The 12624-nt window shown below is 63.7% G+C and carries 9 protein-coding genes; 3 read left to right on the top strand and 6 right to left on the bottom strand.

Annotated features, from left to right (window positions below; all coding sequences use genetic code 11):
• Window positions 1-22 precede the first annotated feature (22 nt).
• Window positions 23-1594 (bottom strand): glutamine-hydrolyzing GMP synthase, encoded by a 1572-nt coding sequence (gene guaA, locus ACSW29_RS10900; RefSeq protein ID WP_020969072.1) that lies wholly within the window; start codon window positions 1592-1594, stop codon window positions 23-25.
• 369 nt (window positions 1595-1963) lie between these two features.
• On the opposite strand from guaA, the gene ACSW29_RS10895 reads away from it, so the two are divergent.
• Complete coding sequence (locus ACSW29_RS10895) at window positions 1964-3730, top strand: Ig-like domain-containing protein (protein WP_448277201.1); 1767 nt, start codon at window positions 1964-1966, stop codon at window positions 3728-3730.
• A gap of 51 nt (window positions 3731-3781) precedes the next feature.
• A complete protein-coding gene (locus tag ACSW29_RS10890; RefSeq protein ID WP_448277200.1) occupies window positions 3782-5539 on the top strand; it encodes an Ig-like domain-containing protein in 1758 nt (585 codons plus the stop codon).
• A 70-nt stretch (window positions 5540-5609) separates the two neighbouring features.
• On the opposite strand, the gene ACSW29_RS10885 is transcribed toward ACSW29_RS10890, so the two are convergent.
• The 3 genes from ACSW29_RS10885 to guaB form a co-directional block, all read right to left on the bottom strand.
• A complete protein-coding gene (locus tag ACSW29_RS10885; protein WP_230812289.1) occupies window positions 5610-7364 on the bottom strand; it encodes a GMC oxidoreductase in 1755 nt (584 codons plus the stop codon).
• Between the two features lie 173 nt (window positions 7365-7537).
• On the bottom strand, window positions 7538-8677 hold the full coding sequence (locus tag ACSW29_RS10880) for a GuaB3 family IMP dehydrogenase-related protein (RefSeq protein WP_003940976.1): 1140 nt from the start codon (window positions 8675-8677) through the stop codon (window positions 7538-7540).
• Between the two features lie 27 nt (window positions 8678-8704).
• The gene (gene guaB / locus ACSW29_RS10875; RefSeq protein WP_003940903.1) at window positions 8705-10228 is read right to left on the bottom strand and encodes an IMP dehydrogenase; all 1524 of its coding nucleotides are present in this window, start codon (window positions 10226-10228) and stop codon (window positions 8705-8707) included.
• 243 nt (window positions 10229-10471) lie between these two features.
• On the opposite strand from guaB, the gene ACSW29_RS10870 reads away from it, so the two are divergent.
• Entirely contained in the window at window positions 10472-10876 is a 405-nt protein-coding gene (locus ACSW29_RS10870) for a DUF5319 domain-containing protein (protein ID WP_003940777.1), read from the top strand.
• Between the two features lie 116 nt (window positions 10877-10992).
• Here the strand turns inward: ACSW29_RS10870 and ACSW29_RS10865 are convergent, their stop codons facing one another.
• Both ACSW29_RS10865 and ACSW29_RS10860 read right to left on the bottom strand, forming a co-directional pair.
• The gene (locus ACSW29_RS10865) at window positions 10993-11931 is read right to left on the bottom strand and encodes an anti-sigma-D factor RsdA (protein WP_230812288.1); all 939 of its coding nucleotides are present in this window, start codon (window positions 11929-11931) and stop codon (window positions 10993-10995) included.
• The gene (locus ACSW29_RS10860; protein WP_003940953.1) at window positions 11915-12493 is read right to left on the bottom strand and encodes a sigma-70 family RNA polymerase sigma factor; all 579 of its coding nucleotides are present in this window, start codon (window positions 12491-12493) and stop codon (window positions 11915-11917) included. Before ACSW29_RS10860 ends, ACSW29_RS10865 begins: the two co-directional genes overlap by 17 nt.
• Window positions 12494-12624: the final 131 nt, after the last annotated feature.

Here is a 12624-nt window from a genome sequence, read left to right as displayed (position 1 = left end):
AATAAAAGGCGCACAGTAGTTTTTACTCCCACTCGATAGTTCCCGGCGGCTTGCTCGTCACGTCGAGGACTACCCGGTTAACGTCCGCAACCTCGTTGGTGATTCGAGTCGAGATGCGCTCGAGTGTCTCGTAAGGCAGACGCGTCCAGTCCGCGGTCATCGCGTCTTCACTCGAGACCGGACGCAGCACGATCGGATGACCGTACGTACGGCCGTCGCCCTGCACACCCACGCTTCGGACGTCGGCGAGGAGAACCACCGGGCACTGCCAGATCGTTCCGTCCAGGCCTGCAGACGTAAGCTCTTCGCGCGCAATGGAATCTGCCTGACGCAAGATCTCGAGGCGATCACGGGTGACCTCACCGATGATGCGGATACCGAGCCCGGGGCCGGGGAACGGCTGGCGCCCGACGATCTCTTCCGGCAAGCCGAGTTCGCGTCCGACTGCACGGACCTCGTCCTTGAACAGCAGACGCAGCGGTTCGACCAACTTGAACTGCAGGTCTTCCGGAAGTCCGCCGACGTTGTGGTGGCTCTTGATGTTTGCGGTTCCCGTGCCGCCGCCGGACTCCACGACGTCCGGGTACAGGGTGCCCTGGACGAGGAAGTCGACGGTCGCACCGTGAGATGCGTTCTCGCCCAGAACATCACTGACTGCGCCTTCGAAGCTGCGAATGAACTCGCGGCCGATGATCTTGCGCTTGGTCTCGGGATCGGTGACGCCTGCCAGCTCACCGATGAAGGTGTCGGCAGCATCCACCGTGATCAGGCGAGCGCCGGTTGCCGCGACAAAATCCTGCTCGACCTGTGTGCGCTCACCGGCGCGCATCAAACCGTGATCGACGAAGACGCATGTCAACCGGTCGCCGATTGCGCGCTGAACAAGCGCGGCGGCAACAGCGGAGTCGACGCCACCGGACAGACCACAGATGGCGTGTCCGTCTCCGACCTGCTCGCGAACCTGCTCGATCAGCGCGTCGGCGATGTTGGATGCCGTCCACGCCGCCGGGATGCCTGCGATCTCGTGCAGGAAGCGGCTCAAGACCTGCTGACCGTGCGGTGAATGCAGAACCTCCGGGTGGTACTGGACACCGGCGAGCTTCCGGGCGCGGTCCTCGAACGCTGCGACGGGAGCACCATCACTGGTCGCGGTCACCTCGAAGCCGGAAGGCGCTTCGGTAACGGCGTCGCCGTGGCTCATCCATACGGGCTGCGTCGCGGGAAGGCCGTCGTGGAGCAATCCGCCGGATACCGCAATGTCGGTACGGCCGTATTCGCGGGTGCCGGTCTCGGCAACGGTGCCGCCGAGGGCGCCTGCCATCGCCTGGAATCCGTAGCAGATTCCGAAAACCGGGATGTCGTGATCAAAAAGTGCGGGATCAAGCTTGGGAGCACCGTCTGCGTAGACACTCGAGGGCCCACCCGAGAGCACAACAGCCAAGGGGTTCTTGGCCACGATCTCCTCGACGGTCGTGGTGTGCGGAATCACCTCCGAGTAGACCTTGGCTTCGCGAACTCGCCGTGCGATCAACTGCGCGTACTGCGCTCCGAAGTCGACGACAAGAACTGGTCTCTGCTGCTCGATATCTGCCACAGGTGCAGTCTAATCGCCGCAGCCAGCGCTTCTGCGCACGCATGGACTCAGTCCGCTCCTCGGCCGAGCAGGCGCGATGTACGTCACGACAAAGCCTGACCTTCAGAACTACGAGGCGACCTCAGGTCGATCTAGACCATCGTCCGGGTCGACGACACCTCAATCGTCTGCACCTTAGCTTCGGCAATCAATTCGGCGGCATCATCGCAGGCCAGGGCCCGAAATGGACGAAGGGTGAATTTTCTGGACGTTTGACCGATTCGCCTGAACCAAACGTCCAGTAAAGGTAATCTCGCCCGTCAAGTGATCAGGATCACGATCGCAAACGGCCGGCGCCGCCGAACGGCGCTCATCCCCGCAGGAGGATTTGTGCGTCCGTTTCTCAGGCGACTCGCCAGACCCGTCGCGGCCGTGACGGCTGCCGCCGGACTTCTAGTCCTCGGCACGCCGGCCACTGCTGACGAAGCCCCGCCGACCAGCTTCACCGGCACGACCGACAACCTGATCTTCACGAAGAGTGTCATCGGGAACGCGGCAGTTCACCCAGGCGACACGGTCACGTACAAGACCGAGATCAAGCACAACGAAAGCGGCATCGAACGTTCGATCGCGAAGGTCCGTGACATCCCGCCTGCTGGATTCGTCCTCGTGCCGGGCAGCGCGAAGGCCACCTACCTGGGTGTCGCCACGCGGGCCACGATCAGCAATGAGTCAGATGGCGGAGTCTCGGCGAAGTGCTCGAGCGGCTGCACCTTCCTGGTCGGTGGATTCGTCGTCAAGAAGAACCAACCCGTCACGCTGGAAGCGACCTACACGGTCCCTGTCGGCACAGCATTCGGGACGTACGACAGCGGCATGCTCTTCGACGTCAACGCCTTCAGCACGCAGCAGGGCCTCAACCCGATCAACGTCAACGTCCAGGTCGTAGACCCGTCTGTCGCCACCGGAACCACTCTGGTTGCACCGGCAACGGCGAAGGTCGGCACTCCGATCGACCTGACCGCGACGGTTACGCCGTCCGACGCGACGGGCACCGTCCAATTCAAGGACGGCGGCAACGACATCGGGTCACCGGTCCCGGTCTCGGGCGGTAGCGCCACCCTCTCCCACACCTTCGACAGCGTCGGTGCCCACGACATCACCGCCGCGTACAACGCCGGTCCGGGATTCCACAGCTCGACCTCCGGAGTCCAGACCGTCGACGTCTCCGCGGACACCACCACCACGATCTCGGCCCCGAACGCCGCGCTGGTAGGTGACAACATCACCGTGAGCGCTGTCGTCACACCGGCAAACGCCGTGGGCACGGTGCAGTTCAAAGACGGCGACACCAACCTCGGCGCACCGGTCGCTGTTGTCAACGGAACGGCTTCCCTGACCCGCAGCTACGACGCTTCGGGCACCCACAGCTTCACCGCAGTGTTCACCGGCGAGGCCGGCTACGGCGATTCCGTCTCCACCGCAACCCAACTCGACGTCAGCGATCCCGACTGGGGAACCACGACCACAGTTGTCGAACCACTCACCGCTGTTGTCGGTGAACCGACCAACCTCTCGGCCACCGTCTCCCCCATCCCGAGCAGCGGAACCGTGACGTTCAAGGTCGACGGCGCCGAGGTCGGTACCGCACCGGTCGGCACGGGTGACGGCGTCGCGATCCTCCCGCACACCTTCGCATCAGCGGGCGCTGCAGCCGTGACGGCAGAGTTCTCCGGCGGAACCGGATTCATCGGCTCCACGTCCACATCGTTCACGGTGAACGTGACCGATCCCGAACCCGCTCGCGCCGACACCACGACGTCCCTGACCGTCAGCGGCGCGGCTCAGGTCGGAAAGGCATTGCAGCTCGAGGCCACCGTTGCACCCGGGACAGCAAACGGAATGATCCAGTTCAAGTCCGGCACGACGCCCATCGGCGCACCCGTTGCCGTCGTCAACGGAGTCGCGACGCTCACGCACACCTTCGACGACGAGGGAACGTTCGGCCTCACTGCCAACTTCGTCGGCGACGCCGGTTGGAAGAACTCCGTCTCCGGCCCGACGGTCGTGCAGGTCGGCACCGCACCGACCGACGGCGGCAGCGGAAGCGTGGACACCGGTTCACTCAGCGGCCTCATCCCGCTCTTCGGAAGCTAGTCCCCCACATCAGCTTTGGACACCACTCCCGTACCCAGCTCAGGAGAATCCATGTTCGTGTACTCCAGACGTCGCATCGCGGCGCCGATCGCCGCCACGGCACTCGCCAGTGGCGTCATCCTCGCGGGAATCCCCGCATCAGCGACCCCGGTGACAACAACCTTCGGAACGAGTTGCCTGGCAACCCCGTCCGCTGTCGCCGGTCCGACCACGCAGTCACAGTCCGGCTCGGTCATCGTCGACGCACCGGAATCCATCGGAGCCGGTGAAACCTTCGAGGTCACCATCCAACCTGGTCCCATCGCCTTTCCCGGCTCCGCTTCGGGGGCGACCGTCCAGAACGTCTCCCGTATCAAGGTCGACGTCGACGTTCCTGCGAACGCCACCTTGGTGGAAGCCACCATCGTTCCCGGAACTTCGGCAGGGCTCAGCGGTGTCGCGCCGAACATCCTGCGCGTCAACGAGAACGGCAACGTCGATCCCAACGGGACGATTCTGCGTCTCTCCGGAAACAACCAGGTCATCGGAAACAGCCCGAGTTCCAGCACCAGCTCCGAGGGCGGAATCGTCGTCAAGGCAACCGGAAAGAACGTCGACGGCTCCAACAATGCCGACGGATACACCCAGTTCCAGCTCCCCCAGGTCAAGGCAGTTCTCAAGGCCGGCGACTCGGGCGAGGTAGCCATGAAGGTACGCACCGGCGGTAGCGCAGGAGCGTGGAACAACGATCGCAACTTCCTCACGTTCCTCCCCAAGGCCACCCTGGTCATCACCGCCTGGGCGCCCACGCGGTGCACCCCGCGTGACGCCGAAAACGGCCCGCTCAACAGCGGCGCAGGCCCCCTTGCCACCACGCGAATCATCGAGGCGGACAAGGCAACCACCACGACGGTCGTCGGACCGGCCAACGCCAAGAACGGAACGCCGGTCACGCTGTCAGCCAACATCAGTGGCGGCGCAACCGGCGGAACCGTCCAGTTCTTCGACGGCGACAATCCACTCGAGGACGCGGTGCCGGTAACCGGAGGGTCGGCCAGCATCTCCCCGACCTTCACCGAGGACGGACCGCACTCCATCACCGCGAGCTACAGCGGAGCCCCCGGGTTCCTGGCGTCGACGTCGGCGTCGGCCAAGATCGTGACCGTCACGACCGATGCACCGCCTGACGCCGTGACCACTACCACAACGGTTTCGCCGTCGACCGCGAAGGTCGGTCAGGACGTCAACCTCACGGCCAAGGTCGATCCGCAGGGTACCGGCGGGACCGTCGACTTCATCGTCGACGGCACCGAAACGGTCAGTGGCACGGTCGGAACCGACGGAGTTGCCATCGCTCCGTACACCTTCACCTCGACCGGAACGCACAAGGTTGTCGCGAAGTTCATGGGCTCACCCGGATTCGCGCCGTCCGCTGCCCCGGCATTCCCGGTCAGTGTGACGACTCCGGCTCCGGCCGACGTCGAGACGACCACGGTTCTCGACGCCGTCGGAACTGTTCAGAAGAACACCCCCGTGACGCTCAAGGCAACGGTCGATCCGTCCGGTGCCACGGGCAAGGTCCAGTTCAAGGTCGGTGACACCCTCATCGGCGGACCGGTCGACGTGGTCAACGGTGTCGCAACGGTACCGGCGACGTTCTACAACTCCGGGACCTACAGTGTCACCGCCGAATTCGTGGGCGCATCGGGCTACACGTCCTCCGCATCCGCGCCGCAGACCCTGACCGTCCCCGGTGATACGGACGGCGGACCCGGCGGCGGAAACGGCAGCCTCGACCTCGGCACCCTGTTCGGGTCGCTAGGAGGCTGACGATCTGAGACTGCAAAAGGGGCGTGTCGTCGAATCTTCGACGACACGCTCCTTTTCCGTTCTCGGTGAACTATCCGGCTGCAGGCTCCACCGGAACTGTGGTAGCCGTCTTGCCGCCGGTGATCTTCACGATCGGCAGAACCAGCGCGGCCGGAGCCGACGCCGGCACCACGGGCGACTTGGGTGCGATCGGAGCCAAACGCTCGTAGCCGCTGCCCTGGGCGGGACGCAAGTCCGTCTCCCCCTTGTTCGGCCACAGCGAGGCCGAGCGCTCGGCCTGAGCGGCAATGGTCAGCGACGGATTCACGCCGAGATTGGCCGAGACCGCTGCGCCGTCGACGACGCTGAGCGTCGGGTAGCCGTAGACGCGGTGGTAGGGATCGATGACCCCGTGATCGGAATCCGACGCGATAGCGCAACCGCCGAGGAAGTGCGCCGTCAGCGGAACGTTGAAGATCTCGCCCCACGTACCGCCTGCGACGCCGTCGATCTTCGCAGCAACTCGACGCGTCGCCTCGTTGCCCTCCGGAATCCACGTCGGGTTCGGCTGACCGTGGCCCTGCTTGCTGGTGACCTTGCGTCGACCGAACAAGCCCTTCTTCGTGTACGTGGTGATGGAGTTGTCGAGGTTCTGCATGACCAACGCAATGATCGTGCGCTCGCTCCAGTCCTTGACCGTCAACATGCGCAACATCTGGTACGGATTCCTCGCGACCACACCGAGGAACTTGATCCATCGCGGCGTCTTGCCGCCGCCGTCCGTCATCAAGGTCTGCAACAGGCCCATCGCGTTGGATCCCTTGCCGTAGCGGACCGGTTCGATGTGGGTGTCACTGCTCGGGTGGAACGACGACGTGATCGCCACTCCGCGGGTCAGGTCGAGTGCGGGATCGACCTTGTACTTGCCTGCGCCGACAATGGATTCGGAGTTCGTTCGAGTCAGCTCGCCGAGCTTGTCGGAGAGCTTGGGCAGCGCTCCGGTGTCCTTCATGTCGAAGAGCAGATGCTGAGTGCCCCACGTTCCGGCCGCGAGAATGACGTTCGCAGCCGTGTAGGTGCGGCGGTTCTTTCGTCCGAATGCACCGGTTCGCTCGGTGAACACGTCCCACGAACCGTCGCGAGCCTCACGAAGCCCGGACACGGTGGTCATCGGAATGATCTCGGCGCCTGCTGTCTCGGCAAGGCCCAGATAGTTCTTGAGCAGAGTGTTCTTCGCTCCGTGACGGCAGCCTGTCATGCACTCGCCGCACTCGATGCAACCGGTGCGCTCGGGTCCGACGCCGCCGAAGTACGGGTCCTTCGCCTTCTTACCCGGCTCACCGAAGTAGACGCCGACGGGCGTCTGGATGAACGTGTCGCCGACACCCATGTCATCGGCGACGGACTTCATGATCTCGTCAGCGGGCGTCATGTGCGGATTCTGGACGACGCCGAGCATCTTCTGAGCCTGCTCGTAGTACGGCGTGAGTTCACTGCGCCAGTCGGTGATGTGCGCCCACTGCTTGTCCTGGAAGAACGGCTCCGGAGGCTGGTAAAGCGTGTTCGCGTAGTTCAGAGACCCGCCGCCGACGCCTGCTCCCGCGAGAATGAGGCAGTCGCGCAACAGGTGCACGCGCTGAATGCCGAAGCAACCCAGCTTCGGAGCCCAGAGGAACTTCTTGAGATCCCAACTGGTCTTCGCGAAATCTTCGTCGGCATACCGTCGGCCGGCTTCGATGACGCCGACCTTGTAGCCCTTCTCCACGAGACGAAGCGCGCTCACGCTTCCGCCGAACCCGGATCCGACGATCAGTACGTCGTAGTCCGTTGCCCGTTGCTTGCCCATCAGGACACCTCCACCGTGAACCGTAGTTACCCGCCAGTATGCACCTATCCCTTGTGACTACCACCACAAGGGGCCCCATAAGCGTAACCGTAAGTATCAGGAACGGAAGAAAGTGCTGCACAACGAACTGTGGCCCCGGTTCACGAAGAACCGGGGCCACAGAAAGGTACAAACTACGCGCGGACCGTCAGCCCGACCTTCTGGAACTCCTTGAGGTCGGAGTACCCCGCCTTGGCCATCGACCGACGGAGACCGCCGACGAAGTTCAGCGAACCGTACGGATCATCCGACGGACCGCTCAGGACCTGGTCCAGACTCGGGCGCTCACCGTAGGAAACCGGAAGAAGCGCTCCACGCGGAACCGAAGGATGAGCCGCAGCGGACGGCCAGTACCAGCCGCCACCCGGCGCCTCGGCGGACACGGCCAGCGGCGTGCCCAGAACGGCAGCATCGGCACCGCAGGCGATGGCCTTCGCCAGATCACCCGAAGTTGCGATGTCACCGTCGGCGATGACGTGGACGTAGCGTCCACCCGTCTCGTCGAGGTAGTCGCGCCTGGCTGCTGCAGCGTCGGCAATGGCCGTGGCCATCGGAACACCGATACCCAATACCTCACCGGTGGTGGTTGCACCCTCGGTGGAGCCGTACCCGACGATGACACCGGCAGCGCCGGTACGCATCAGGTGCAGCGCGGTGCGGTGGTCACTGACGCCACCCGCGACAACCGGAACGTCGAGTTCCGAGATGAACGTCTTGAGGTTGAGCGGTTCCTGCTCGGTGTGCACGACGTGCTCGGCCGAGATGATCGTGCCGTGGACGACCAGGAGGTCGATTCCCGCCTTGATCAGCTCGGGCGTCAGTGCGCGCGCATTCTGCGGGCTGACCCGAACGGCAGTGGTGACCCCCGAATCACGGACCTGCGCCACCGCAGCAGCCAGAAGGCCCGCCTGCAGCGGTGCCGCGTGCAGCTCCTGCAAGTAGCGGATGGCCGCGTCGACCCCACCGTCCTTCTCAGCGATCTCGACGAGACGCCGGAGCTTCTCCTCGACATCGGGGTGACGGCCCCACAGGCCTTCACCGTTGATGACACCGAGGCCGCCGCGCTTACCCAGCTCGATCGCGAAGGTCGGCGAGACCAACGCGTCGGTGGGATGTGCGAGGACTGGAATGTCGAACCTGTAAGCGTCGAGCTGCCAAGCAGTCGACACCTCCTTCGACGAACGGGTTCGCCGGGAGGGAACGATGTTCACATCGTCCAACTCGTAGGTACGTCGGGCCGTTCGACCCATGCCGATCTCAACGAGGTCGCGCACGCGCGCCCCTTTCTCGTGTACTGGTTGCTAACGAGCGGTGTAGTTGGGTGCTTCGACAGTCATCGTGATGTCGTGCGGATGGCTTTCCTTCAAACCGGCCGCCGTGATCTGGACGAACTGAGCGTTCTGCAGGTGCTCGATCGTCGCCGACCCCGTGTAGCCCATGGCAGCACGCAGACCACCGGTGAGCTGATGCGTCACCTGGGAGAGCGGGCCACGGAACGGAACACGTCCTTCGATGCCTTCCGGAACCAACTTGTCCTCGGAAAGTACGTCGTCCTGGAAGTACCGGTCCTTGGAGTACGACTTGGCCTCGCCACGCGACTGCATCGCGCCGAGCGAACCCATGCCGCGGTAGCTCTTGAACTGCTTGCCGCCGACCAGAATCAGTTCGCCGGGCGATTCAGCGGTACCGGCCAGGAGTGAACCCAGCATGGCCGTCGACGCACCCGCGGCGAGTGCCTTCGCGATGTCACCGGAGAACTGGAGTCCACCGTCAGCGATGACGGGCACACCGAGAGGCTTGCACGCGGCGACCGCTTCCAGGATGGCCGTGACCTGAGGGGCACCGACACCGGCGATGACGCGGGTGGTGCAGATGGAACCAGGACCGACTCCGACCTTGACGGCATCGACGCCGGCTTCGACCAGTGCCAGAGCACCCGCGCGCGTAGCGACGTTGCCACCGATGATCTGAACCCGCTCACCCAGTTCACGCTTGAGTTTGGCGATCATGTCGAGAACGTTGGAGGAATGCCCGTGCGCACTGTCAACCACGAGTACGTCCACACCGGCATCGGTGAGCGCCATCGCGCGCTGGAAGGCGTCGTCGCCTGCACCGACTGCAGCGCCGACGAGCAGTCGACCGTCACGGTCCTTGGTGGCGTCGGGATGCTGCTCAGTCTTGACGAAGTCCTTGACCGTGATCAGACCGGTGAGCTTGCCGTTGCCGTCGACGATCGGCAGCTTCTCGATCTTGTGCCGACGAAGAAGGCCCAGTGCTACGTCAGCGGTGACGCCTTCCTGAGCAGTGATCAGCGGCATCTTGGTCATGATCTCCGCGACCGGGCGGTTCTGGTCGACCTCGAAGCGCATGTCCCGGTTCGTGACGATGCCAACCAGCTGGCCGGCGTCGTCGGTGACCGGCAGACCCGAGATGCGGAAACGAGCGCACTTCGCGTCGACCTCACCCATCGTGTCGGTCGGCTTGCACGTGACGGGATCGGTCACCATTCCGGCCTCGGAACGCTTGACCGTCTCGACCTGTCCTGCCTGGACCTCAACCGACGAGTTGCGGTGCAGAACACCCATGCCGCCGGCGCGTGCCATGGCGATTGCCATACGCGACTCGGTGACGGTGTCCATCGCAGAACTGACCAACGGAATCCGCAGACGGATGTCGCGGGTCAGTTGACTGGACGTGTCGACCTGGCTCGGGATGACGTCGGACGCAGCAGGCAACAGCAGCACGTCGTCGTATGTCAGTCCCAGCATCGCGACCTTGTTGGGGTCGTCTCCTCCGGTGTGTACATGTCCTGCAGAACTACTCATGCGGTCAGGACCCTCCATGGACCTAGATTCGCCCAGGGCGACCGCTGTAGCAGTCGCCTCGAAACGGATTACGAAAGCTGGATATCGGATAGAAGGCGCCTGCACAGAAAGAAATTCCTGGCACCTTTTCCCGGCGTTGCACACCATGGTATCGGCTCACTCAAAGGTCCGAACCATCCCACCCACGCTGCGGGTACGCGTAACAAGTGGCGCTGACCCCCCTGACCTGCGTACCGTGGTGCTGTGCGTGATCAACTGCCCCCCGGTCTGCCGCCAGATCCCTTCGCCGGCGACCCAGCTGACCCCTCCGCGGCTCTCGATGCCATCGAGCCGGGCCAACCACTCGACCCCCACGAACGCCAAGCGGTCGAGGAGGATCTCGCTGACCTCGCTGTATACGAGGCACTCCTCGCTCACCGCGGTATCCGCGGTCTCGTAGTCTGCTGCGAGGACTGCCAACAAGATCACTACCACGACTGGGACATGCTGCGCGCAAACCTGCTGCAGCTGCTCGTGGACGGAACCGTCCGCCCCCACGAGCCTGCCTACGACCCGATGCCTGAGGCATATGTCACGTGGGACTACTGCCGTGGATACGCCGACGCGTCGATGAACGAGGCGATGCACGGCGACGGTTTCGACAGCTGAGCGAAACCTCACCAAGTCATACGAAAGTGGCCGACAAGCAATTGCTTGTCGGCCACTTTCGTATGAAGTCAGATAGGAACGATGCCGATCAGGGCTGGGATCTCACGCCTGGGGTCTCAGGGCGGGGGTGACGAGAAATCACCGGACGGCGACGAGGCAGGTGCCAGAGACGTCGTTGTCGTGGTGGTGGTCGTTGTAGTCGTGGTTGTTGTCGGCAACGAGGTCGGCGGTGCCGAGGACACCGAGGTGGGCGGCGACTGCAGCTGTACTCCCGGATCCGGTTTGGTCGAACTCGTCGGTCCGCCCGGGCCCTGTGGGCTGACCGGCTTGACCGAGGAGCCAGGAATCGCCGTGTTCAAAGTCGACGGTGCAGCCGGCTGACCACTCGTCGGGGGCGGCGCCAAGGGTGACGTGGTCTCCTGGACCTGCGTCATCAACTTGCCCCAACGCTCGACGAGGTCGGTCTTGTCCTGCGAGTCCTTGACCGCATCGGCACGGTGAGCTGCGTTGTCCAGCACCATCTTTGCCGCGGGAATGTCTCCGGCAGCCAACAAGCGTTCGGCCTTTTCCAGCTCGGACGTCGTGTCGATCTTCGCCACCGTCGAGTTTGCCTCGTCGGTGAAGACGACCTGCTTGACGCCCCAGAGAGCATCGCCGGGCTGGGCGTCGTACGCCATCGCCGTGGCGCCACCGAAGACCACTGCTGCCACAGCTGCGGCGGCGGCGATCGGGCGGACCACACGCAATCGGGAACGGGAACGTGAACGCTGACGATCGGAGAAGCCGGACGGCGTCGCTGTGATCGCAGCGATGACATCGTCCAACAACGGACCCTCGGGCATCGGAGTCGCAACGACATCGTCACGCCATTGCGAGAGAATCAACGCAAGTTCGTACTGTTCGGTGCTATCGGTTGCTACCGGTCCACCACTCGAAATGGATTCGATCAGCGCATCGTCACGCCGAACCGCAGCCAAGTCCACTGGCGTACCGTCGTCGGCGAGATCACCGAGATTCGAAGCGTCACGCCCCTCGTCTCTAGCCAAAGCTCTCACCTGCTTTCGTTACTTCTTTTTTCAGTTTCGCGATCGCCCTGTGCTGAGCGACTCGTACAGCTCCGGCGGTACTACCGACGGCGACGGCCGTTTCCTCGGCCGACATCCCGACCACCAGGCGAAGTATCAAGATTTCTCGATGCTTCTCCGGAAGTGTGCCGAGCAGTTCGTGCATCTGTCTGCTGGACTCCGAATCGAGTGCTCGCTGTTCGGGACCATCATCCAGTGCTATTACATCCGGTACTTCGGAAACGGGCTCCGACTTGTTACGGGCGGAACTTCGATGTGCGTCCGCAACCTTGTGTGCCGCAATTCCGTACACAAAGGCCATGAACGGGCGTCCCTGGTCTTGATAACGCGGCAGTGCGGTCATCACGGCCAGACACACTTCCTGTGCGACGTCGTCAGCGGACAGGTGTCCCCGCTCGGCCGCACCCACTCGACCGCGGCAGTAGCGCACCACCATCGGTCGGATGTTCTCCAGAACCAAAGCTAGAGCTGTACGGTCGCCCTGCGCAGCAGCGGCGACCGCGGTGTCCAACTCATCGCTCGTATTTGTCATCGTCAGCGAAAATCCTGGCGTTACAGTGGCACCTCCCGAGCGGGTGTGCTCCCGCTCTCAGCGGAACCCTCTAAGAGTAACCATCCGGACCGGCTGGTCTCCGCATGCCCGCCCAGCAGTCGCGATATCGA

Source organism: Rhodococcus sp. GB-02, from assembly GCF_053470465.1.
Note: the sequence above shows the minus strand (reverse complement) of the source record. Positions and strands in the feature narration are given on the sequence as shown.